The sequence below is a fragment of the Bacillus kexueae genome (assembly GCF_022809095.1).
GTDB classification, from domain to species: Bacteria; Bacillota; Bacilli; order Bacillales; family Aeribacillaceae; genus Bacillus_BZ; species Bacillus_BZ kexueae.
This window is the reverse complement of the sequence record NZ_JALAZE010000007.1, coordinates 121,486-145,657: the sequence shown is the minus strand read 5'-3', so window position 1 is coordinate 145,657 and position 24,172 is coordinate 121,486. Positions and strand designations below refer to the sequence as shown.

At 37.8% G+C, this 24,172-nt stretch carries 25 protein-coding genes and 1 other RNA gene; 18 read left to right on the top strand and 8 right to left on the bottom strand.

Going from position 1 to position 24,172, the window contains the following annotated elements; translation table 11 throughout:
• Nucleotides 1–652: 652 nt before the first annotated feature.
• Nucleotides 653–1,063 carry a VOC family protein gene (locus tag ML543_RS12780; protein WP_243387819.1) on the bottom strand — a complete coding sequence of 137 codons (411 nt, stop codon included), beginning with the start codon at nt 1,061–1,063 and terminating at the stop codon, nt 653–655.
• A 202-nt stretch (nt 1,064–1,265) separates the two neighbouring features.
• Here ML543_RS12780 and secG point away from each other — a divergent pair, with 202 nt between their 5' ends.
• From secG to ML543_RS12740, 9 genes are all read left to right on the top strand, one after another.
• Entirely contained in the window at nt 1,266–1,493 is a 228-nt protein-coding gene (gene secG / locus ML543_RS12775; RefSeq protein ID WP_243387818.1) for a preprotein translocase subunit SecG, read from the top strand.
• A 119-nt stretch (nt 1,494–1,612) separates the two neighbouring features.
• A complete protein-coding gene (locus ML543_RS12770; protein WP_243387817.1) occupies nt 1,613–1,885 on the top strand; it encodes a hypothetical protein in 273 nt (90 codons plus the stop codon).
• A 20-nt stretch (nt 1,886–1,905) separates the two neighbouring features.
• Entirely contained in the window at nt 1,906–2,226 is a 321-nt protein-coding gene (locus ML543_RS17190) for a DUF2085 domain-containing protein (protein WP_419095385.1), read from the top strand.
• A 27-nt stretch (nt 2,227–2,253) separates the two neighbouring features.
• On the top strand, nt 2,254–2,994 hold the full coding sequence (locus ML543_RS12765; RefSeq protein WP_243387816.1) for an alpha/beta hydrolase: 741 nt from the start codon (nt 2,254–2,256) through the stop codon (nt 2,992–2,994).
• A gap of 30 nt (nt 2,995–3,024) precedes the next feature.
• Nucleotides 3,025–5,334, top strand: coding sequence for a ribonuclease R (rnr, locus tag ML543_RS12760; RefSeq protein ID WP_243387836.1), 2,310 nt, complete (start codon nt 3,025–3,027; stop codon nt 5,332–5,334).
• A 120-nt stretch (nt 5,335–5,454) separates the two neighbouring features.
• Entirely contained in the window at nt 5,455–5,928 is a 474-nt protein-coding gene (gene smpB / locus ML543_RS12755) for an SsrA-binding protein SmpB (RefSeq protein WP_243387815.1), read from the top strand.
• Between the two features lie 121 nt (nt 5,929–6,049).
• Nucleotides 6,050–6,404: a transfer-messenger RNA gene (gene ssrA / locus ML543_RS12750) on the top strand.
• Between the two features lie 200 nt (nt 6,405–6,604).
• Complete coding sequence (locus ML543_RS12745) at nt 6,605–7,489, top strand: DMT family transporter (RefSeq protein ID WP_243387813.1); 885 nt, start codon at nt 6,605–6,607, stop codon at nt 7,487–7,489.
• A gap of 147 nt (nt 7,490–7,636) precedes the next feature.
• Nucleotides 7,637–8,008 carry a winged helix-turn-helix transcriptional regulator gene (locus ML543_RS12740; RefSeq protein ID WP_243387811.1) on the top strand — a complete coding sequence of 124 codons (372 nt, stop codon included), beginning with the start codon at nt 7,637–7,639 and terminating at the stop codon, nt 8,006–8,008.
• 209 nt (nt 8,009–8,217) lie between these two features.
• Here ML543_RS12740 and ML543_RS12735 read toward each other — a convergent pair whose 3' ends face one another.
• Nucleotides 8,218–8,904, bottom strand: coding sequence for an NAD(P)H-dependent oxidoreductase (locus ML543_RS12735; protein ID WP_243387810.1), 687 nt, complete (start codon nt 8,902–8,904; stop codon nt 8,218–8,220).
• 403 nt (nt 8,905–9,307) lie between these two features.
• On the opposite strand from ML543_RS12735, the gene ML543_RS12730 reads away from it, so the two are divergent.
• Both ML543_RS12730 and ML543_RS12725 read left to right on the top strand, forming a co-directional pair.
• Nucleotides 9,308–9,967, top strand: a complete 660-nt coding sequence (locus ML543_RS12730; RefSeq protein WP_243387808.1) for a type 1 glutamine amidotransferase domain-containing protein — start codon at nt 9,308–9,310, stop codon at nt 9,965–9,967.
• Nucleotides 9,968–10,141: 174 nt separating this feature from the next.
• A complete protein-coding gene (locus ML543_RS12725) occupies nt 10,142–10,435 on the top strand; it encodes a putative quinol monooxygenase (RefSeq protein ID WP_243387805.1) in 294 nt (97 codons plus the stop codon).
• A gap of 73 nt (nt 10,436–10,508) precedes the next feature.
• Here ML543_RS12725 and ML543_RS12720 read toward each other — a convergent pair whose 3' ends face one another.
• The 5 genes from ML543_RS12720 to ML543_RS12700 form a co-directional block, all read right to left on the bottom strand.
• The gene (locus ML543_RS12720) at nt 10,509–11,585 is read right to left on the bottom strand and encodes a GGDEF domain-containing protein (RefSeq protein ID WP_243387803.1); all 1,077 of its coding nucleotides are present in this window, start codon (nt 11,583–11,585) and stop codon (nt 10,509–10,511) included.
• A gap of 225 nt (nt 11,586–11,810) precedes the next feature.
• Complete coding sequence (locus tag ML543_RS12715; protein WP_243387801.1) at nt 11,811–12,365, bottom strand: NAD(P)H-dependent oxidoreductase; 555 nt, start codon at nt 12,363–12,365, stop codon at nt 11,811–11,813.
• A gap of 240 nt (nt 12,366–12,605) precedes the next feature.
• Nucleotides 12,606–12,923 carry an ArsR/SmtB family transcription factor gene (locus ML543_RS12710; protein WP_243387835.1) on the bottom strand — a complete coding sequence of 106 codons (318 nt, stop codon included), beginning with the start codon at nt 12,921–12,923 and terminating at the stop codon, nt 12,606–12,608.
• Between the two features lie 156 nt (nt 12,924–13,079).
• Nucleotides 13,080–14,474, bottom strand: coding sequence for a sensor histidine kinase (locus tag ML543_RS12705; protein ID WP_243387799.1), 1,395 nt, complete (start codon nt 14,472–14,474; stop codon nt 13,080–13,082).
• Nucleotides 14,471–15,157 carry a response regulator transcription factor gene (locus tag ML543_RS12700; RefSeq protein WP_243387798.1) on the bottom strand — a complete coding sequence of 229 codons (687 nt, stop codon included), beginning with the start codon at nt 15,155–15,157 and terminating at the stop codon, nt 14,471–14,473. The genes ML543_RS12705 and ML543_RS12700 overlap by 4 nt, the downstream gene beginning before the upstream one ends.
• A 203-nt stretch (nt 15,158–15,360) precedes the next feature.
• Between ML543_RS12700 and ML543_RS12695 the strand changes: the two genes are divergently transcribed.
• Nucleotides 15,361–16,716 (top strand): PepSY-associated TM helix domain-containing protein, encoded by a 1,356-nt coding sequence (locus ML543_RS12695; protein WP_243387834.1) that lies wholly within the window; start codon nt 15,361–15,363, stop codon nt 16,714–16,716.
• A gap of 341 nt (nt 16,717–17,057) precedes the next feature.
• Here ML543_RS12695 and ML543_RS12690 read toward each other — a convergent pair whose 3' ends face one another.
• The gene (locus tag ML543_RS12690) at nt 17,058–17,234 is read right to left on the bottom strand and encodes a Fur-regulated basic protein FbpA (RefSeq protein WP_243387797.1); all 177 of its coding nucleotides are present in this window, start codon (nt 17,232–17,234) and stop codon (nt 17,058–17,060) included.
• A 390-nt stretch (nt 17,235–17,624) separates the two neighbouring features.
• On the opposite strand from ML543_RS12690, the gene ML543_RS12685 reads away from it, so the two are divergent.
• From ML543_RS12685 to ML543_RS12660, 6 genes are all read left to right on the top strand, one after another.
• Complete coding sequence (locus ML543_RS12685; protein ID WP_243387796.1) at nt 17,625–18,815, top strand: GTP-binding protein; 1,191 nt, start codon at nt 17,625–17,627, stop codon at nt 18,813–18,815.
• 43 nt (nt 18,816–18,858) lie between these two features.
• Nucleotides 18,859–19,008: a 50S ribosomal protein L33 gene (gene rpmG / locus ML543_RS12680; protein WP_243387795.1), complete on the top strand. Its 150-nt coding sequence runs from the start codon at nt 18,859–18,861 to the stop codon at nt 19,006–19,008.
• 254 nt (nt 19,009–19,262) lie between these two features.
• Nucleotides 19,263–19,826 carry a hypothetical protein gene (locus tag ML543_RS12675; RefSeq protein ID WP_243387793.1) on the top strand — a complete coding sequence of 188 codons (564 nt, stop codon included), beginning with the start codon at nt 19,263–19,265 and terminating at the stop codon, nt 19,824–19,826.
• A 65-nt stretch (nt 19,827–19,891) separates the two neighbouring features.
• The gene (gene fumC / locus ML543_RS12670; protein WP_243387791.1) at nt 19,892–21,283 is read left to right on the top strand and encodes a class II fumarate hydratase; all 1,392 of its coding nucleotides are present in this window, start codon (nt 19,892–19,894) and stop codon (nt 21,281–21,283) included.
• Between the two features lie 192 nt (nt 21,284–21,475).
• Complete coding sequence (locus tag ML543_RS12665; RefSeq protein WP_419095383.1) at nt 21,476–22,435, top strand: bile acid:sodium symporter family protein; 960 nt, start codon at nt 21,476–21,478, stop codon at nt 22,433–22,435.
• A 157-nt stretch (nt 22,436–22,592) separates the two neighbouring features.
• Nucleotides 22,593–23,975 carry an L-cystine transporter gene (locus ML543_RS12660; RefSeq protein ID WP_243387790.1) on the top strand — a complete coding sequence of 461 codons (1,383 nt, stop codon included), beginning with the start codon at nt 22,593–22,595 and terminating at the stop codon, nt 23,973–23,975.
• The last annotated feature ends 197 nt before the right edge of the window (nt 23,976–24,172 follow it).

The following is a 24,172-nucleotide window of genomic DNA, read 5'->3' as shown; positions in this document are numbered from 1 at the left end:
TACTTCATGCACGTAACTCCAATCTTTATTCTTGTTTCTCGTCAATTCAAGTGTAAAGGATTTTGGAGCTTACGTGTTTTTTTTTATGCTAAAAATTTCTTCATACCCCAACAAATATTGTAGAGCCTTTTTAAGAGGAGGATTTTTTGTTGTTACAGAAAGTTTAAGTTCAATAAAGTGTTAAAGTATTCTCTTTACAATTTGTTTGGTGTCTAGCTCCAAGCGCCATCAGCTCGGGCCGCTTCGGCCCTGCTGTGGCGACGGAAGCATCCTCGCAGGTCCTAAAGCGCCCTTCGCCTAAGGACTTGCGCTTTGCGCTTTTTCTGTGAAAATAAAAATTACCTATGAGCTGAATGATCGATCATGATAGGTAGATGATAGAAAGAAAAAACCCCGGGGAGAATAAATTTTCATGTCCGGGGTGTGAGTGTAAAATCATGTATGTTTCTTAATATAAACGGGTCTGTCTGATAAGTTCCTTAAATGGAGTGAAGGGAGAAGAAAAGCAGTTCTCATTTCTTCAACATGATTTTGAACGAAAGAAAGGTGGCGGCGATTCCTGTAGAAAGCGCCCACCACCGAGTAACACCAGAATTTAAATCCGCTAAAACCACCATTTTACGAACGACGGAATGTCGTTTCAAGTTTCAATTTATGATTGAGTCGGACAATTTAAATCCCAAATAATATTGAAACAATCTTTCACTTTCGCAAATTTAGCACCCCAGAACGTATCTTGCAGCTCCATAATAACTTGTCCTTTTTCTTTTAAAGAAGCGTATACTTTTTCAATTTCTTCTACACTCTCAAATTCAATGGCTAATGAAATGCTGTTACCCATTTCAACTTCTTGATCTAAGAATGCATCAGAAACCATGAAGAATAGACCATCTTTTTTAAACTGTGCGTGCATCACACGATCATCTGCTTCCGGTGGTGTTGGGAAATCAGCTTCACCAAAAGTTTGAATTCCTAAAATTTCTCCACCGAATACTTCTTTATAGTATTCAAGAGCTTCCTTCGCATTTCCGTTAAACGTTAAGTAAGGTGTTACATGTTTCATTATAAGCACTCCTTTTTCCGGTTGAGTTAATTGAATAAATTCTTCAACCCTAATCATTGTTTCACATTATCTATTCGATTATAACATCTGAATTCCTCTTCATACATTGAAGAAAATGTGTCGATGAAATGATTAGATGACAATGTTGTCGTTTTATGGTACATTGTAGTTACTAGAGTTGTGCGTTTTAGGAGGTGGCCGTATGAATACGCTATTTGTCGTACTACTAATCATTGTGTCTGTTGCACTTATCGCCGTTGTATTATTACAATCAGGTAAAAGTGCAGGACTTTCCGGAGCTATCTCTGGAGGAGCTGAGCAACTTTTCGGGAAACAAAAAGCTCGTGGTATGGATTTAGTGCTACACCGAGTTACTGTTGTACTTTCTGTGTTATTCTTCGTCTTATCTGTTTTAGTTGCATACTTTTAAAAGGGTCTGAACGGTCGTTTTCAGGCCTTTTTTATTTAATTTTTTGTTTTACTGTTTTGAAACAATACTACCGGTTTAAACGTAAAAGTAATTGGATAAAAAATGGGTAGGTGTTTCACTTGATTTTCTTTTATTTTACTTGTTCACTCATCTTACTTCTCGCCGGAATTATCGGTTTAACGATGACCGCGAGTATGGCTCAAACCATCATCTTTATTTTGTTTATTGTCATCGGCATCGGGTTATTATTTTATACATTCCATCAATATCAGAAGAGGAGAAACAAGGAGAATGAGTCTGTATTTGATTGTATAACCTTCACCTCCTTTCCGGATTGCCAAGATGTGAGCATCCCGAAGAAAGGGGTGGACTGTGATTGTATCAATTTATAAAAGAATTTTTTACTGACATTGTGATACTCCGTTACTTTCCGTGTCATAGAAGAAGAGAACGTTCCCTCGTGATAAATGGGAACCAATTTCCCGTTTGTTATCGGTGCATGTTTATGCTCATCGGTTTAACCTTTGTTCTACCGTTTGCAATGCTTCAATTCTTTCCACCATGGTGGCAAGGTGTTATCATTTGTTTAGGGTTAAATCTCCCGTTAGTGCTTGATGGTGGGTCCCAAGCTTTCGGAATGAAATACCATTGTAGAGATTTTTATCCCACTTTGATCTGTAAGAACTGCTCATACGAAATGTTTAGAATAAAAAATGTATATGAAAACAGCTGAAATTAATAGAAAGGAAGAAGTGACATCATGAGAGTAGTTACGCCAAAACCATTTACGTTTGAAGCGGGTGAACGCGCCGTTTTATTATTACATGGCTTTACAGGCAATACGGCGGATGTTCGTATGCTAGGTCGTTATTTACAAGATAAAGGATATACATGCCATGCACCGCAATATAAAGGACACGGTGTTCCACCAGAAGAACTTGTTCATACAGGACCAGAAGATTGGTGGAAAGATGTTATGGAAGGATACAACCTCTTAAAAGAAAAAGGATATGAGAAAATTGCCGTAGCTGGCTTGTCTTTAGGTGGTGTTTTTTCCCTTAAATTAGGATACACTGTACCAGTAAAGGGAATTGTCCCAATGTGTGCACCGATGTACATAAAAAGTGAGGAAACGATGTATGAAGGTGTTCTTGCTTATGCACGAAAATATAAGCAATTTGAGGGCAAATCAGAAGAGCAGATTAACGAAGAAATGGACAAATTTAAACAAACACCGATGAATACGTTAAAAGCGTTACAAGGACTAATCGCAGATGTAAGACAAAACGTAGACATGATTTACACACCAACTTTTGTTGTACAAGCTAGACATGATGAAATGATTAATACCGATAGTGCAAATATTATTTATAACGAGGTAGAATCCGACCATAAAAAACTAAAGTGGTACGAAGACTCTACTCACGTCATAACATTAGATAAAGAACGTGATCAATTACATGAAGACATCTATCAATTTTTAGAAAGTCTTGATTGGTAGGTTCGAAAGGAGGACTGCCTGTTGGCAGAGATGAATCAACAAAAAATGGAACAAATCCTATCCTTTATGAGGGAGGAGACGTATAAACCGTTAACGGTGCAAGAATTAGAAGAGGCTCTTCACATAGAAGATGCGGAAGAGTTTAAAGAACTTGTCATTACGTTAAATCAAATGGAAGAAGAAGGACAGATTGTTCGAACTCGTAGCAATCGATACGGCCTCCCTGAAAAAATGAATTTATTGAGAGGCACGGTCGTTGGCCACGCACGTGGTTTTGCGTTTGTTGAGCCGAGTGAACCTGGGTTTGATGATGTGTTTATTCCACCTGGTGAGTTAAACAATGCGATGCATGGGGACACCGTGCTCGTACGATTAAGCTCAAAGACAAGTGGTGCGAGACAAGAAGGTACGGTTATTCGGATATTAGAGCGCGGAGTAGTGGAAATCGTCGGAACGTACACAGAAAGCAAAAATTTTGGTTTTGTCGTACCCGATGATAAAAAGATTGCCAATGATATTTTTATTCCAAAAAACGCTAAAAATGGAGCGGTAGAAGGACATAAAGTGATTGTACGGCTCACTTCCTACCCAGAAGGTCGCATGAGTGCAGAAGGGGAAGTCGTCCAAATTCTCGGTCATAAAAATGATCCAGGAGTGGATATTTTATCAATCATTCATAGCCATGGATTACCGCAAGCTTTTCCAGAGGAAGTGCTAAAGCAAGCGAACGAAACTCCTGACACAATTGATGAGAAGGAGATAGAAAACCGTCGTGATTTACGTGATGAAGTCATTGTAACTATTGACGGAGCCGATGCAAAAGATTTAGACGATGCAGTTGGCGTAAAAAAACTTGAAAATGGCAACTACAAGCTAGGTGTACATATTGCAGACGTAAGTTTCTATGTACAAGAAGGAAGCGCCATTGATCAAGAAGCTTTTGAAAGAGGTACGAGTGTATACCTTGTCGATCGTGTGATTCCAATGATTCCGCACCGTCTTTCAAACGGCATCTGTTCTTTAAATCCAAAAGTAGATCGCCTCACGTTGTCTTGTGAAATGGAAGTGGACAAAAACGGTCAAGTCGTTCACCACGAAATCTTTCAAAGTGTCATCAAAACAACGGAGCGGATGACGTATTCAGATGTTAACAAAATATTAGTTGATCAAGATGAGGAATTACGTTCTAAATATGAACCGCTTGTGCCGATGTTTGAACAGATGGCAGAATTAGCACAAATTTTACGAACGAAACGGATGGACCGAGGAGCCATTGATTTTGACTTTAAAGAAGCAAAAGTGTTAGTTGATGAAGAAGGCAAGCCTTATGATGTAGCGTTAAGAGAGCGCTCCGTTGCCGAACGATTGATTGAAGAGTTTATGTTATTAGCGAATGAAACAGTAGCGGAACATTTCCACTGGATGAATGTACCGTTTATTTATCGAATTCATGAAGACCCGAAAGAAGAAAAGCTTCGTCGCTTCTTAGAATTTATTACGAACTTCGGATATGTTGTTCGCGGAACGGGTAATCAAATTCATCCTCGAGCGCTGCAATCGATTTTAGAAGAAGTACAGGGGCAACCGGAAGAAATGGTGATTTCAACGGTGATGCTTCGCTCGATGCAGCAAGCAAAATATCATCCGGAAAGCTTAGGCCACTTTGGTTTATCAACAGAGTTTTATACCCACTTTACATCTCCAATTCGCCGATATCCAGATTTAATTGTTCATCGATTAATTCGTACGTATTTAATTGAGGGGCAATTAGATGATAAGACGCAAGCGAAGTGGGGCGCACAACTTCACGACATCGCTGAACACTCATCCAAAATGGAGCGCCGAGCAGTTGATGCAGAGCGGGAAACGGATGAATTGAAGAAAGCTGAATTTATGTTAAATAAAATCGGTGAAGAATTCGATGGGATTATTAGCTCCGTTACGAATTTTGGCATATTTGTAGAGTTGCCTAATACAATTGAAGGACTCGTTCATGTCAGCTATATGACGGATGATTATTATCGCTATGATGAGCGTCATTATGCAATGATTGGTGAACGGACAGGAAATGTATATCGAATTGGGGACGAAATTACTGTTCGCGTTGTTAACGTCGATAAGGACGAACGTTCCATCGATTTTGAAATCGTCGGCATGAAAGGAACGAGACGAAAGCCAATCAAAAAAGACGCGCCAAAAGTTATTAAAAACGGCAAGAAACGTTCCAAAGAAGAGGAATGGTCTACTCGACCACCAAAGAAAGAAAAGAAAAAGAAGAAAAAGAAAAAGTTCTACGAAAATGTCCCTAAAAGTAAAAAGAGCCGTAAAAAAAGAAGGTAAGGTTAGAAGAAGAACTAAAGGTGACCTTTAGTTCTTCTTCTCATTGAGGAAAAAGTAAACATTTGTTATAATTGAGTTTACCTCTAAAACATATGTTCTTTCACGAGAGGAGGAGAAAAATTGCCAAAGGGAGTAGGAAAGGTCGTTTCTCAAAATAAGAAAGCGAACCATGATTATTTTATTGAAGAAACGTATGAAGCGGGTCTTGTTCTACAAGGAACGGAAATTAAGTCAATTCGCTTAGGGAGAGTTAACTTAAAGGATGCATTTGCCCGTATCGAAAAAGGCGAAGTGTTTTTGCACAACATGCATATTAGTCCTTATGAACAAGGGAATCGTTATAATCATGAGCCGCTACGTACACGTAAACTGCTTCTTAACCGAAAAGAAATCAATAAATTAATTGGTGCAACGAAAGAAGAAGGTTACTCTCTTGTTCCAATTAAATTATATTTGAAAAATGGTTTTGCCAAAGTGTTGATTGGTTTAGGAAAAGGGAAAAAGAAATACGATAAGCGTGAAGACCTGAAGAAAAAAGAAGCGAAGCGTGAAATTGAACGTGCTTTCAGTCAACGCCAAAAAGGTATGTATTAACAGTAATTAACAATTGCATTTGTTAGTAGATTTGTTATAATAATAATTGTCGTTGCCAGTACGACAAGTTAGAAAGCGAATAAGTTCGATTACATCTTTCCGTACATTGTACCTTTTATATGGGGACGTTACGGATTCGACAGGGATAGATCGAGCTTAGGTTGCGAGCCGGAGGGATCGTCTCCGTCATAAACGTCGCCTAAATATAACTGGCAAAGAAAATTACGCTTTAGCTGCCTAATTAATGCAGCTAACTCCTTCCTCCATCGCCCATGTGGTAGGGTCAGGGGTTCATTCTAAGTGGGCTACGCCCAAGTTCGCCGTCTGAGGACAAGGGAAGAGATTAATCAGACTAGCTGCCTGGACGCCTGTCGGTAGGCATAAAGGACAGCGAATTGCAAATATATCGACTACGCTCGTAGATACTTAAGTGACGATATTTCTGGACGTGGGTTCGACTCCCACCGTCTCCACCATACATATGGTGATTATTCACGTGTATCGTGATTCTAATATTGATTGAATTAAAGCCATGCGGTTGTTTAATCAACCACATGGCTTTTTTCTATATAAAATCTAGTTTTAACCCATTGAAAAGCAAATCGAATAGGTGATACAATTAAAAAAGTTCTAAAGTTATTGAACTGTATAATTGAGTGTAAAAGGAGATTAAAATATGTCCAGAGGACTTTTTTCATTTTTAGTGGTATTAACGACGGCATTAATGGGTTCCTCTTTCGCAATTGGAAAGATTGGAATGAACTACTCCACTCCGCTGCTTCTCAATGGCTATCGATTTTTAATCGCAGGAGTTTTGCTAGGAGTTATCGTTATTCTATTCAAACGCCCACTCCCAAAACAAATGACACAATGGATACAAATAGTTTTAATTGGCTTTTTTCAAACGACGTTAGTAATGGGCAGTATATTTATTAGTATGCGTACGATTACAGCGGGCGAATCTTCTATCTTAACGTTTATAAATCCGTTATTTGTTGTGCTTTTTGGCACTGTTTTTTTACGAAATCGTTATAAAGTTTCTCAATGGATAGGAGTCATAATCGGCTTTGTTGGTGTCTTTTTTACTTTAGGGGGATCGTTACAGGTGGAAGTTGGGATAATCCTTGGTTTCATTGCGGCGATTTCATGGGCTACTGCCACTATTCTGATTAAGATATGGGGAAAATCTATAGATACTTGGGTGCTAACGGCCTTTCAAATGTTAGCAGGTGGTATTTTACTTTTAGGTGCGAGTGTGTTGCTAGAACAGCCTAAATTTATTGTTCAACCTGAATCCATAATGATTTTAATATGGTTATCTGTGATGGCTTCTATCGTTCAATTTTCAGCATGGTTTTTCCTTTTACAAAAAGGGGACCCAGGCAAGACAAGTGCATTTTTATTTTTAGCACCCTTTTTCGGTGTTATCTTTGGGATTCTTTTATTAAACGAGCCATTAACATATAACGTCATGTTTGGAGGAGTTTTTATTCTCCTTGGAATTTTCCTTGTAAATTGGAGCCCTAGTTCCGCAAACCAAAAGTTAGAGTTAAAAGGGTAATCAAAGAAAACATTGGTAATTATTCTATCTTCTTTTTTGTGCTTACAACTTCCATGCTATGTTACACTATTAGTGGTATATTTTATATACTAAGTATCTGTTCGGAGAATAGTGTAAATTTTATCCTATTATCATGGGGTGTTCTAAATGAGTGCAGAAATAAAAGAAGTTCCAAAGTTATTTTTAAATCGTTACTCGTGTCCTGTTGAAGGTACGGTAGATGTGATCGGTGGAAAGTGGAAGAGTGTAATTATTTATCACTTACTTGATGGGAAGAAGCGTTTCAATGAGCTGAAAAAGTTAAATTTAGGTATTACACAAAGAATGTTGACCTTGCAATTAAGAGAGTTAGAAGCGGATGGGATTGTACACAGAGAAGTATATCCTATAGTGCCACCGAAAGTCGAATATTCATTAACAGATTTCGGGAGATCGTTAGAACCAATCATTTTATTGATGCGTGAATGGGGAACGCAAAATATGGAGAAAGTAATCCGAAATCGTGAAAGTTATGAGTAAAGGAATGGGATTTTCCCATTCCTTTTTTATTGTTACAGAAAGTTTAAGTTCAATAAAGTGTTAAAGTATTCTCTTTACAGCTTTTTTGGTGTCTAGCTCCAAGCGCCATCAGCTCGGGTCGCTTCGGCCCTGTTGTGGCGACGGAAGCCTCCGCGCAGGTCCCACAGCGCCCTTCGCCTAAGGACTTGCGCTTTTCTTAAATGAATTTGTTATTTTACCCATTCAACAATTTCGTTCATTTGTTTACGTGTTTTTGCAAACATCGGTGCTCCTTTACGATACCCGAAAGCAGCCATTACTGATAGTTCAAAGTTATCCGCAATAATTCCTTCTTCTTTTAAAATAGCTTCAACTTTTTCCTTGTCGAATCCTTCAATTGGGCATGAATCAATTCCGATTTGAGCGGCACTTGTCATCATGTTTCCTAAAGCGATGTATGATTGTCTTGAAGCCCATTCAAATACGGCGCGGTCGGATTCTAATAAATTGAAATCAGATTCTTGGAATTTTTTATAGAATTCATATCGCATTTTTTGTCCTTCTTCAGGAATCTCCATCACATCATTCATCATATATTTAATGTATTCAGAATCAAAATGCATGTCTTTTATGTTACGCGAAAGAACTAAGACGAAATGACTTGCTGTTTTTAACTGTCCTTGTGCTCCCCAAGCAACCGGTAATAGCTTCTCACGTAGTTCTTGGTTTTGAATCACAACGAATTTCCACGGCTCATATCCGAAAGAAGATGGAGACATACGACCTGTTTCTAAAATAAATTCAAAATCACTGTCTGAAATTTTTTGATTTTCATCAAATTCTTTGCAAGCGTGGCGGAAGCTGAATGCTTCTAAAATTTCCTGTTTTTTCTCCTCGATATTTTTTACTGTTGTCATAGTAATTCTCTCCTTTTATTCTGAGTTGTTAAACCTTTATGGTACTAAGACGGAAGTAAACCATCCGTTAATGAGTTGTTTTAACTACAAGCCAATCATAATCCGAAAGATATTTTTTGAGAAGTACGCACAATTTTGTTTTATAGTATCAAAACATATACCGTTTACGAAAAGCTAAAGAGGGTAAGGGTTTTATGAATCGAAAGGAATATAGCAGTTCATAATTGTCTAAACGACCCGTAACTATTACTTTTACGCAGTTACTTACAATTTAAAATGAAAGGGGGGATAACTATAAAGGTAATATAAATAAATTTATAGATAGTATTAATTTTTGTAATTTGTTTTATATCAATTTACCTTTTACACTATAAATGAATCCACTTTCAGAGGAGGAATTTTTATGGCAAAGCATATTTTAATGGTCGTAACAACGGCAAGAAAGATGGATCAAGAACATTCAACAGGATTATGGCTCTCCGAATTCGCGGAACCATTTATTGAATTTAAGAAGTTAGGATATGAGATTACGGTGGCAAGTCCAAAAGGAGGAAAAGCCCCTATCGATGAGCGCAGCCTTGGTGAGATAGAGCAAGAAATCTTAGATACGGCCGTTTATTTAGAAGATACGGTGAAACTTGAGGATATTGAATCACATGAAGCATACGATGCGATTTTCTTACCGGGGGGACATGGTACGATGTTTGACTTCCCAGATAACCGGAAGCTTCAGGCGTTAATTCGAGATTTTTATGAATCCAATAAAGTAGTAGCTGCTGTGTGTCACGGTCCTGCTGGTTTAGTTGGTGTAACATTATCCGATGGGACACCTCTCGTAAAAGGAAAGACGGTTACTTCATTTACGGATGAAGAGGAAAGAGCAACGACACTTGATCGCTTCATGCCTTTTATGTTAGAAACACGTTTACGTGAATTAGGAGCTCAATTCGTAGCGGCTGAAAAATGGGCAGATCATTGTGAAGTGGATGGAAAACTAATTACTGGCCAAAATCCACAATCAACTGTTCGTGTTGCGCAAGAAGTAGTAAAACAATTGGGCTAGTTTGAAGAGGAACTGTTGAAAGGTTTAATAAATGGTGTAAGCGGAGAAAAAGAGAACTACACTTGAATGAAAGATAGGTGGCGGTCGTCTCCTGAGGAAAGCGTCCGCCACTGAAGAAAAAGACTTTACGTTTAGACAGCCACTCTGACTGTCTATATACAGGAGGAACACTTAGTGAAGAATATTGTTATAAATGCCATTTTACGAGCGAAAGAAGGAAAAGAAGAAGCGTTGTTTCAAGTGATGAAATCAATCGTTCCTCTTTCGCGGGCAGAACAAGGGTGTATTCAATACACCTTACATGTACATGATACAGACCCTCGTACGTTTGTTTTTTATGAAATATGGGAACATGAAGAAGCGCTTGAAGCGCATATTCAATCGGAACATTATTTAAAATATCGGAAGCAAATAGAGGGAATCGTGGAGAAACGTGACTTGTTCAAGTTAAGAGTATGGAAAGCGTAAATGAGAATGGTTAAATGCTCGCAAAATAGACAATTAAGTGTTATGTCTAAAATTGCGAGCATTTCATTTTAGCTCATGTATTCCCGTCTGAGTTAACAATTTGGTTTCTCCCTTGAAGTTTTGCTTGATATAAGCATCGGTCTGCCTTGTAAATGGACTCTTCAATGCTTTCATTTATGAGAAGAGGAGCAATACCAATTGAGACAGTAATGGTGTGGAGAGGTTTTTGGTCAATAGAATAAAATATATGTTCCTCTATTTGTTGACGCAAATTGTTTACCAATTCAAGTGCTTTTAAAGGGTTTGGAGCTGAAATACTCATAATAAATTCTTCTCCACCGTACCGACCAATTTCAATTTCTTTTCTGCTATATGTTTTCAAGATGGATGCAAAATCGGAAAGAACTTTATCCCCATTTTGATGACCGTAATTATCATTTACATTTTTGAAAAAGTCGATATCTAGCATAGCGATATAAGTGTTTTCTTGCTTTTTCATTTCAACGATTTCGACAAACTTTCGAATGTTGTATAACCCCGTTAATGGATCTCGATCTGCAAATTGTTCGAGCCTAGAGACGAGCTCCATGTGTTTTGTAGTTAATGAAATAAAATAATAAAGGGTTATTGCCCCAATTTGAAATGAAAGAAAGCGAGTAAGAGCTATTTCTTGAAATACAGTCCACCCGTTTGGTAATGCGAAAATAATAGGAATATCGCCCGCTAACCAAAACAGTGTGAAAATCACGAATGCTTCTGAAAAGGATAATTTTTTGACTGGGGCAAAGTAATAAACGGAAAGAGCGATAATGGTTGGAAAAAGTAATCCGAATAAAACACCTGGTACAGCTCCTGGACCTCCAAGTCCTAAGCGCCAAAGAGAAGTTACAATCAATGTTGGAATCGCAAATTTTGGTCCGTGTAAAAAGGCAATAAAGGTCATTGGAATGGTACGCAAATCAAAACGATATTCACCTGAAAAGATAGGCATATAATACATGGAAATGATAGCGGCTGAGGTGATGAGTATGTGTAAAGCAGGTAGAAGAGGCTTTTGAATGGCTTTTAGCTGCTGATTAATATACAAACTTTGGATACATAAATGCATAAAAAGCAAAATAGCGATATTCGATAGAAGAGCTTGAAACATTTTTTTCACATCCATGAATTCACGTTTCTTTTATTATACAATAGGACAAGGCTAGAAAATGTGTAAAATTTCAAATATCGAGGGAGTATCTAAATCTTTTTACACAGGACCAATTAATTATTAAATGTAGATTGTTGTCGTATTTCATAGTTAGTGTATCTCTATATACGTGACATAAAAAAGTTCATCTTTCCATGAAGAGAAGATGAACTTTGATCTTAGACATTATACGTTAAATACATTTTTAAGGTGTGAGTGTAATTGCTCGATAAACGTATCAACCTGTGGATTTTTAATGACATCATGTACACTAAAGCTTTTTAATGGTTCCATGCCAACATATCTTTGCATGTTATGAAGGTGAGCAAGTGCTCCTTCGATGTCCTCTCCTTTAAAGAAAGTAGCCTCATCGTTAAATGCGTAAGCAGGTGCATTCCAAGTTGTTGAAAACATATATTTTTTACCTTTCATTAATCCGCCCTCACCGTATTGACTCTCAGGTCCACCGAAAAATACGCCGTACTCATATACTTCATCAATATATTTTTTAAATAGAGCTGGAAGGGAGAACCAATACATCGGTGTTTGATAAATGACAACATCCGCACATTTGAATTTTTCTTGTTCTTCTTTTACATCATATCCTTCTTGAACGACGGTTGTTTTCACTTCATATTTTTGGGATAACGTTGCTACCATTTCATGAAATAACGTTTTATTAAGCTCACCCTTAGCAAAATCATAGTACTCATGCCCATTAATAATTAAAATATTTTTCATTGTATATTCCTCCAATGTTTTATAGTTCTATAATTATTGAACAATAGAATTATATCATCCTGTTTTTTAAATTTCAATTCAAATGGTCACCTCTAATATGATGCGCTCTATCGTCAATTTTTATCATGACTTTGACCTGTTTATCAAAAGATATTTTCGATTGATTTAAGTAAAAGAACATAAAGGTGAAAATAAAAAACAGTGTTAGAAGGATTGAAGTAGCCAACCTTCTAACACTGTTTATAAATCTTCTTCTTTCACATTGACGACGGCTGAAAGTAGCCCAGGGAAGCGATTTTCCACTTCCTCTTTTCTCAATGAATAATAATGCTCCTTTCCATCAATCCTCGCCTGTATTAAACCAGCTTCTCGCAACACTTTAATGTGGTGAGAGACTGTAGACTTTGGTAAGTCTAGTTTAATCGTATAGGCGGTACAATTATTTTCGATGTTTTCATGTAAACATCGAATTATCTTCAACCGATTTGGTTCACTTAGTGCATGTAAAACCCTCGTGAAAGGGATGCTATCAATTGGTGGATGATATGGAGTTTTCATAGTATCTATTTTAGTATGATTTGATGCAGCAAGCAAATCTATTAGCTGGACAAATGTTACCGGTTGGAATGTCCATTTTTCTACATTCCTCTTAGGAAGTTTAAATCGTGTCGTAGGCAAATAGTTATACTTTGCGAATGTGAGCGAAGTTAGGTCCTAAATGATAGGAAAGGTTAAATGAACCGTTGTACCTTTTCCTTCCTCACTCGTTATGTCCATCGTTCCATCGTGAAGATTCATTAAGCTTTTTACGATGGAAAGCCCTAACCCGGTGCCGCCTGTCTTTCTAGATCTCGATTTATCTGTTCGATAAAATCTTTCCCCAATTCGATGAAGGTCTTCTGCAGGTATACCAATTCCGTAGTCGACGATGGATAGGATAGCTTTTTCTCCTTTTCGTCGTAATTGTATTCGAATAATACCACCCTTATTGGAATATTTAATTGCATTATCGACCACATTGTATATCACTTGCTGCAAGCGGAGAGGATCTCCCATTATGATGACCTCATCATCTAAGTCTGTCTGGATGGTCATCTGCTTTTCATTAATTGACGCTGTAAATAAATCAAGAGAGTCAAAGATAAATTGTGCGAAAGCGATAGGTTCCTTTTGAATGGCAAAATCTTTTTCTTCTATTCGGTTTAACTGTAATAAATCCTGAATTAGCTTTTGCATGCGCTTTGCTTCTTTTTCAATGCGAAGTAAGTGACGTTTCTGTTCCTTTTCTGATGTAAATTCATTCTCGATTAAAAGTTTAGAATAGCCGCCAATATACGTTAAGGGAGTTCGAAGTTCATGAGCGACATTCGATAAAAATTCCCTTTTGCGAATGTCTTGTTCCTCGAGAGAAGCCGTCATCTTATTAAATGTCGCTGCTAATTCTCCGATTTCATCTGCTGTATCTACGTGGACACGATGAGAAAAATCGCCTTTTCCTACTTTTTTAGCCACAGCTCTAATCTCATTGAGCGGTCGGAAGATGGAATGAACAAAATAATTAATAATTAAAAAGAGAATTAGGAAAAAGATTGTTCCAAAAAAGACGAGAAGGGGGATTCCTTTACTGAACACTTCGGGTATCTCACCGACAGGAACATAAATGTAGATAAATCCGATAAGTTTCTCATATTGGATAATCGGATAAATAGCTCCCACAATGTTCCGCTGAAACTCTTTTACATACCCCTCTTTCATAACATATTGCCCGCTTAATAAAAGTTTTTCATCTTCCGGATGAATAAGTTCACTATAATTCACTTGATACGGAAAGTATTGATCGAGTTGCTCCAATTCATCTACCGCTATAATTTCATAAGGACTGATGGCATTATACCAAGCAATTTTTTCTCGAATCTCTTCTGTTAAACTCCCGTAGTGAAAGTGTGATGCTGTCTGTTCACCCTCATATAGTAGCTGTTCTTTAATGCTATCAATATATAAATCCTTATATAGGAAATGAATGAACATTGAACAAAACAAGATAGAAATGATAAAGCTTAAGAGGAAAACGAAAAGTACTTTTCGACTGATTGTTATCGAACGCTTCATTGTTTTACCTCAAATTTATAGCCGAGTCCCCATACTGTTTCGATGAGATAATTATACGCCTTTAACTTTAGTCGAACCGTTTTAATATGGGTATCTACCGTTCGTTCACTTCCTTCGTATGCTGGCCCCCATATTTCGTCAAGGAGTTGGCTTCGTTTAAATACTTTCCCTTTGTTTTTAGCTAGAAATAGTAGGAGGTCGAATTCTTTTTGGGTAAATGGCAATTTTTCATCTTGGGCATATACAACTCGACCGGATAAATCAAAATGAAGAGGTCCGTGAACTTCTAGCATTCGATGAGCGTGACTTCCGGTAGTACGGCGCAAGATAGATTCTATTCGGGCAAGAAGCTCTCCAGGGTTAAAGGGCTTCACCATGTAATCGTCCCCTCCGATTTTTAGCCCGTGGACGATATCTTCGTCATCCCCTTTTGCTGTTAGGAAAATGACGGGTGTATCATATTGAAAATATTGACGCATTTCTTGTACTAATGTGATTCCATCCATAAAGGGCATCATAATGTCTACAATAGCAAGGTGAGGTTGTTCCCGCTTAATCGCTTCTAAGGCTGCCATACCATCTTCTGCTTCTATGCATGTGTAGCCAGCTCGCTGTACATACGAGCGAATTAATTCGCGCATCGCGTCTTCATCGTCTACAATTAATACTTTATATCCGTTCAATGTTTTCGCGTCTCCTTTGCTACGAAATCTATCTCTATTATAAGTAGAAATTTTGAAGTTTGTTTGAACAATACGCACTTTTTTCTTCCCATCAATCTTTTTTCACAATTGGTCTCTATAATCAAAATGAATCGAGACAAATAAAGGAGGAGTCAAAGGTGGAACTAGGGAAACAAGCTCAGGCGTCTCAAGAACAATTAAGTATGCAGGAATTAAATAAAAGTAGAAATACTGCCTTATATCAAACAATGTGGCGCTGGCACTTTTATGCAGGAATTATTTTTGCACCATTTCTTATTATTCTAGCCATAAGTGGTGCCATTTACTTGTTTAAACCTCAAATAGAGGGTGTACTTTATAAAGATTTGTATGAAGTGAAGGAAATAGGGGAAGAAAAGTTAGCATATGACTTACAGATTGAGAAGGTAAAAGAAGTATATTCCAATGGAGTGATTACATCTATTAAAACGTATGACAGTCCTGAACGTACGACCCAAGTTGGAGTGCTAGTAGAAGGGAAAATGAACTATGTCTTTATCAATCCTTACACTGGAGAAATAAATGGCACATTGTCAAAAGAAGAGCAATTTATGAACACAATTGTTAAGCTCCATAGTGAGCTAGTTGTAGGTGGAACATTTGCCAATCGTATAGTTGAGCTAGCAGCATGTTGGGCCGTTATTCTCTTACTTACAGGGTTATTTATATGGTGGCCAAGAAAGAAAAAAGATGTGTGGGGAACACTGTTACCTCGTCTTCATAAACGTGGTCGCACTTTTTGGCGAGACCTTCATGCTGTTCCGGCATTTTGGCTTTCAGGAATGATTTTAATACTGATATTAACAGGACTACCTTGGACAGGTGTAATGGGTGAACAAATAAACCGCCTAGCGACGGAAACAAACTCAGGTTATCCAAAGTATGCTTTTAGTTTTGGGGAAAAGCCAGAATCTTCATTGAAGACGAAAGACGTAGCTGAGGATGTGCCATGGGCGGCGGAAAATTTACCTGTGCCAATCTCAACACAATTAGGGAATCAACCTATCTCAATCGATGATGTAGCACACATAGCAGAGCAACAAACGATACAAAAGCCATACACTATTTCTATGCCAGAAGGAGAAAAAGGGGTTTACACGATTTCAACGTCACACACAGTCCCTGGACATAATGCAACGTTGCATATCGATCAATATAGTGGTGCAGTCTTAAGTGATGTTCGATTTCAAGATTATGGATGGATGGCGAAAATAATCACACTTGGGATTGCTTTCCATGAGGGACGGCTGTTTGGTATGCTTAATCAAATTTTGGGTCTAATTGCTTGTATGGGATTAATTGTTATTTCCTATAGTTCCTTTGTTATGTGGAAAAAACGAAAGCCTAAAGGAAGTTTAGGTATTCCAAAAAAAGCAGGAAACAGGAACATCGAACGGGGAGTATTTGTCATCATGCTATTGCTAGGAGTGCTAATGCCACTCGTCGGAATTTCGATAATCGTTGTGTATGTAATTGATCGATTAGTTCTAAATAGAATAAAAATTTTTCGAGCAATATAAATTGTTCAGATGATTGAAACTGAATATGCTGGAGACGGTATTTACGCAATTATTAAAGTTTTAGCTAAGAAGGGGAGTTTACTTTATTCCTGCACATGAAACTGCACAATCATCGTGTATTGCCAACTAATTCAAATTCCAGTTGGTAATGTATCAAGGGTAGAAATGAGTAAGCGTAATATAGAACATAGGCACTGAATTTTTGGATGTTGATCAAAATATTCAATGCCTTATGAAAGAATACCTATCTATTACTTTGATTTGAGAAAAGAGCTTGAGAAAGACAATTGTTCTAGCTTTCCCAAGCTCTTTAAATAAAAGATAACCTTATTTCCATTCTTTTAAGGAGTAGAGAATGGTTGACGTTGAACAATCCATTTCTCGTATAAATCCTCCAGTTCAGACAACGTGAGCTCGTATAAATGTTTTTGTCCTTTTTTATAAATATCGAATTGAATGAGTTTTTGAATGATATATTCTTTTCGCTTTTCGATTGCTATTCGTAAATTTGAAGTCATTTGAATCACCCTTTTAATGATAATGATTATCATTATCTATAAGTATATGTATTTTTCTTTGGAAGTAAAGGTTTCTTGCCGAATTGTTACGTAATTGAAAAAAATGAGGAAGTTCTATTATTAATACTTGCAAAATGAAGAAAAGTTTCATAAAATTTAATTCGTAATGATTACGATTTGTTACTGGAATTTCTTTTCTTTAAAGCTCTTTTCTATAAGAAGATGGCTGTTTTTAAGACATTGTTCAAGGTCATTTCTCTCTATGTAATGGAGCGACTTTGACTCAAGTGTCTAGAGCGTAGTAGAGGGTTTCCTTATTAAAATAGCCTTCTTCAAAAGAGGTGTTGCATTGATTAAATCGTAATGATTTTGATTTGTGGAGGTAAAACATTGAGAGATACCCGAGTTCCAGTTACCGTATTGAGTGGCTATTTAGGTTCTGGTAAGACAACGTTGTTAAATCATATTTTAGCGAATCGTGAGAATAAAAAAATTGCTGTAATTGTCAATGATATGAGCGAAGTAAACATTGACGCATCATTAATCAAAAATGGAGCTTTCTCCCGTACAGAGGAGAAAATGGTCGAGCTTCAAAATGGTTGTATATGCTGTACGCTACGAGAAGATTTAATGATTGAAGTGGAGCGATTAGTCAAGGCTGGAGATATTGATTATATCGTTATTGAATCAACCGGCATTTCGGAGCCAATTCCAGTAGCTCAGACGTTTACATATGTTGATGAGCAGTTACAAATCAATCTTCCAAGCCATTGTCGTTTAGATACGATGGTAACAGTAGTAGACGCAAATCGATTTTGGCATGACTTTGCCTCTGGTGAAACACTTGTTGACAGAAAGCAAGGGGCAGATGAATATGATACACGAGAAGTAGTAGATTTGTTAATTGATCAAATTGAATTTGCGGACGTCATTCTTTTGAATAAAGCTGACTTAGTTGATCAAGAAAGCTTAGCGGAATTAAATGCCGTTATCCAAAAATTAAACCCAGATGCAAAAATTGTGGAGTGTAGCTTTGGGCGTGTATCACTTGATGATGTATTAAATACACATCGATTTGACTTTGAAAAAGCTAGCCAAAGTGCTGGTTGGATCAAAGAATTAAATGAAGAGCATACACCAGAAACAGAGGAGTACGGAATTTCTTCCTTCGTTTATCGCCGTCGAAAACCGTTTCATCCAGAAAGGTGGATGGCTTGGTTAGAAGATTGGCCAGTTGATATAGTGAGAGCGAAAGGATTTTTCTGGCTCGCTACAAGAAATCATCTCGCAGGACTCCTTTCACAAGCAGGACCCTCAATTATGATTGAAGCAGCCGGAGAATGGGTGGCAGAGTATACGGAAGAAGAAAGAGAACAATTTATGAACGAAGATGAAACTTTGAAACAGAAATGGGATCCAGAGTATGGGGATCGCATGACAGAGCTCGTCTTTATTGGAATTGATATGAATCGACAAGAGATTGAAGAAACATTAGACCGCTGTTTGCTAACAGATGAAGAAATGGAAGTGGATTGGTCGACTTTCCGTGATCCACTTCCACCATTTGTAGAGAAACAGTAAGATATCTTAATAACAAAAATATTTATGAAAAGAGGGAACTAGAATGCGCGTAAAAGTAACTTTAGCATGTACAGAAACAGGTGACAAAAACTACATCACGACAAAGAATAAACGAACTCATCCTGAGCGTTTGGAACTTAAAAAATATAGTCCGAGATTAAAACGCCACACGCTTCACAGAGAAACTAAATAAAGAGAACAAGTAAGAGGATGCCATTCCTTCACATAATGGGTATCCTCTTTTTGTTACAACGGCACTTTACGTTAGATAACAAATCCTTTTCTGTAGAGTTGATTACCCCCTTCTTTTTAATATGTTATAGATTATGAGAGCTTGTATCGTTTTGGATGGGAAAGCTAATGAATTGAATAACGTGTACCCTTCTTATTATTCGTTCTGTGAGGAAAAAGCTTGTAATACATATATGGTAGGAAATCCTGTAGGGGGTGAACAAGATAACGATTGCGTTAACTTGGATGCTATTATTGAGCGGTACATTTCTTGTGAGTTCTTTTATGTTATTGCATCGTTACAAAGGACTATCTCAGATGCTCGGTATGGTGATTGCGATGGCATATGCGATGTGCACCGGACTGTTAGTTGGATTAATCGCCAGTTTACTGCCTTATTTCAATTTTTTAAGTGCAACGTTTTTGGGAATGATTACTGGAGTGGTAGTGGGGTTCTTTTTTGGGAGACTTTTTCATGTTGCGGCCGTATTGGAGGGTTTTTTAGCAGGTATCATGGGCGGAATGATGGGGGCGATGACGGGGGAAATGCTTCATCCTTTTTATTACGATTCTATGATCAAAATGATGTTAATCATTCAGCTCGTTGTCTTTTTGTTGTTAATGGCGATTTTTAAAGAAGAGTTACATGTAACCTTTCCGAAATATATACGATTTCTTCTTTTTCATCCGATAGGATTGCTGTTGTTATTCATTTTGTTCTTCTTATCAACTGAATGGACGGGACCCATTATTGAGCATACTGTTTCTAACCATTCCTAAGGAGAGCCGTTTATTTCAACCTTTAAGGGAAATAGTATTATAAACGGTCGAATAGGAGGGAAAGCATGTCATTCCGTATAGAACGCGATACGATGGGTGAAATCAGAGTTGAGTCACAAAATATGTGGGGAGCACAGACGGAACGGAGTCGAAAAAATTTTAAAATAGGTCTCGAAAAAATGCCTATTGAAGTGATCTATGCTTATGCTTTAATCAAAAAAAGTGCAGCAAAGGTAAACGGAGAATTAGGAAAGTTTACACGGAAAAAAGCAGAAGTGATGATAAACGCATGTGATCAAATTATTCAAGGGAAACTGGATGAACAATTCCCACTCTCTGTATGGCAAACAGGGAGTGGGACACAGACGAATATGAACGTAAATGAAGTGATCGCACATATTTGTAACAAACAATTAAAAAAGGAGAAGCTCTCCATTCGAGTACATCCTAATGACGATGTGAATATGGGGCAAAGTTCCAATGATACATTTCCTACCGCTATGCACGTTGCTGTTGTCCTTATGTTAAAAGAGGAACTCTTACCAGAAATCAAAAGACTTATTCAAACGTTGGAACAGAAAAAAGAGGAATATAAAGCAATCATTAAAATTGGTCGCACACATCTTCAAGATGCTACTCCATTAACGGTTGGACAAGAAATTAGCGGTTGGATTCATATGTTAGACGTTAACGAAAAGATGATTAAGGAAAGTATGAATCATTTACGACATTTAGCCATCGGTGGTACCGCGGTTGGAACAGGTTTAAATACCCATCCATTGTTTGGAATGAAAGTATGTGAGGAAATCAGTCGACTAACCAATGAAACGTTTAAAACTTCTCCAAATAAATTTCATGCGTTGACAAGTCATGATGAATTAGTTTTTGCCCATGGTGCATTAAAGGCACTGGCTGCTGATTTAATGAAAATCGCTAATGATATTCGTTGGTTAGCGAGTGGACCAAGGTGTGGAATTGGTGAAATGAAAATACCAGCAAACGAGCCTGGAAGCTCTATCATGCCAGGAAAAGTCAATCCAACACAAAGTGAAGCTGTAACGATGATTGCAGCTCAAGTTATGGGGAATGATGCAACCGTCGGGTTTGCGGCAAGTCAAGGGAACTTTCAATTGAACGTTTTTAAACCGGTCATTGTATATAATGTTATCCAATCCATTCGCTTGTTAGCAGATGGTATGCGTTCTTTCCATGATCATTGTATAAAGGGATTGCAAGTGAATGAAGAAGTCACCCAACATTATGTTGAAAATTCGTTAATGTTAGTAACGGCTTTAAACCCGCATATCGGTTATGAGAAGGCTGCAAAAATTGCTAAGGAAGCCTATGAACATGGCATTTCATTAAAGGAAGCCGCAAACAAATTGCAACTACTAACGGAGGAGGAGTTTGACCAAATCGTCAAGCTAGAACAGATGATTGAATCGAGAGTGGAGTAATTTTCTTAGTTCTCTATAGGGATGCTCACCTGAATAATTCGTGGTGAGCATCCTTTTTCTGTTCTAAGATAGAGAATGTTTAAGGTTTGTTAAATCTTCATTTTTACCAATAAAGTCAAATTATTTAAAAAATATTTTGAAAAATTAAATAAATTTTGTATAATCATTGGTAATTTAAGGAGGTGTTAACAAGTGAAGATGTTTGCGAAAGTAAGCCAATTTGTCGGGAACACGTTTGCTATTTGGGTCTTATTATTTGCGATTCTTGGCTTCTTATTACCTGAATCCTTTACATGGGTGGCTCCCCACATCCCATTGCTTCTCGGGGTCATTATGTTTGGGATGGGTATGACATTGAAAGTGTCTGACTTTACTGCGGTGTTCAAGCACCCTAAACATGTGGCAATTGGGGTACTTGCTCAATTTACTGTAATGCCACTATTAGCCTTTATTTTGGCTATATCGTTTTCGTTACCACCAGAAGTAGCAGCTGGAGTCATTTTAGTTGGGTGTTGTCCAGGTGGGACTGCTTCGAATGTGATCACGTACCTAGCTAGAGGGAATACGGCATTATCAGTAGCAATAACAACGGTATCCACGTTGTTAGCTCCGTTCGTTACACCCTTTTTAATTTGGGCATTAGCTAGTAAATGGTTACCGATTTCAGCTAGTAGTTTATTTATGTCCATTGTTAAGATTGTACTTGTCCCAATCATTCTTGGACTTGTAGTAAAAATTCTTTTTTCCAAGCAAGTTGAAAATGCGATCTCCGTATTGCCACTTGTTTCTGTTCTTTCCATCGTTCTCATTGTTGCCGCAGTTATTGGATTAAGTAAAGAAAAGATCATTGAGAGTGGCTTGCTATTATTTTTAATCGTTATTTTACATAATGGCCTTGGTTTGCTTTGTGGGTATTGGCTGGCACGACTATTGAAAATGAATATACCTGCTCAAAAAGCCGTTTCCATTGAAGTAGGAATGCAAAACTCAGGACTAGGCGCTGCTTTAGCGGGTGCTCATTTTTCACCATTAGCTGCTGTTCCGAGTGCTCTTTTTAGTGTATGGCATAATATTTCGGGACCGATATTGGCGACATGGTGGGGAAGGAAGCAAAGGGAAGAAATAAGAACAGATGTCAGTGTGAAATCATAATTTAAAATTTTGGGTGTGAGAAGGAGTATTCTTACACCCTTCTTTTCTGGAAATGGAAAATTAGGATAAATGAGATTATAAATCATAGTTGACTTATAGGATTAATTATAATATAGTATCACTTATCAAAAATTTGAAATAAAGGAGCGGATTGGATATGAATGTACTTTTTGTTATTTTAAACATCGTTGTTATGCTCCTCATTGTGGGAGGTCTTTTTTATTTACAGAAGAAGCATGTTTCTTTTGCGAAACGTGTTTTCTTAGCTTTAGCAGTCGGAATCGCATTTGGTTTTATTCTTCAACTAGCTTATGGAACGTCCTCAGAAGTATTAAACACATCAGTTGAATGGTTTAATTTAATTGGTGTCGGGTATATGAAGTTTTTGCAGATGATTGTCATGCCGTTAGTTTTTATATCGATTTTATCTGCATTTACAAAAGTGAAATTATCCAATCAATTAGGAAAGATTAGTACTCTTATCATTGGAATCTTAGTCGGAACGACCGCGGTTGCAGCGGCAGTTGGGATCATAACTACGGCTGCATTTAACTTAGAAGCGATAGAAATTGAGCAAGGAGAATCTGAGGTCGTCAGAGGTCAACAATTAGAGGAGAAGTTGGTTGGAATTGAGGATATGTCTTTACCTGAAAAGATGCTCGAATTGTTACCGGGTAATCCGTTTTTCGATTTAACAGGAGCACGATCTACTTCTACCATTGCAGTTGTGATTTTCACCATTATTGTCGGGATAGCATACTTAGGGGTAAAAAGGAAGCAACCAGATCAAGCGGAACTGTTTGAAAAGCTTGTGGAATCCCTTCATGCTATTATGATGAGGGTCGTAACAATCATTTTACGTTTGACTCCATATGGTGTATTAGCCATTATGACGAGAACGGTGGCACTAAGTGATTTTGAAGCGATAATGAAGCTTGGAAAGTTTGTCCTTGCATCTTATGTTGCACTTGCAATTATGTTTCTTATTCATTTACTTCTTTTGACGATTTCTGGTTTAAACCCGATAACGTATGTGAAGAAAATTGTCCCAGTTTTAACGTTTGCTTTTACATCACGTTCGAGTGCAGGTACACTTCCGCTTAACGTAAAAACACAAACATCGGAATTAGGGGTGTCTGAAGGAATCGCAAACTTTTCGGCATCATTTGGATTATCAATAGGACAAAATGGATGTGCAGGTGTATATCCAGCTATGTTAGCAGTCATGATTGCTCCAACAGTAGGGGTTGATCCGTTTACGCCAACGTTTATCGCTACTCTTATCGCTGTGGTAGCCATTAGTTCATTCGGAGTTGCGGGTGTTGGTGGAGGAGCTACATTCGCAGCATTGCTAGTTCTATCAACATTGAATCTTCCTGTCGCGCTCGCTGGCCTATTAATTTCGGTCGAGCCACTGATCGATATGGGACGAACAGCAGTAAATGTGAGTGGAGCAATGACAGCAGGCGTCTTAACTAGCAAAGCAACGGGAGAAATAAATCAAGAAGTGTATAATCATACAGGTCATATAGAAGCCTGAGAGATAGGGGCTGTCCAAAAAGTACAGCCTCTTTCTTCATTGTTACAGAAAGTTTAAGTGCAATAAAGTGTTAAATTATTCTCATTACAGTTTTTTTGGTGTCTAGCTCCAAGCGCCATCGGCTCGGGTCGCTTCGGCCCTGGTGTGGCGACGGAAGCCTCCTCGCAGGTCCTCCAGCGCCCTTCGCCTAAGGACTT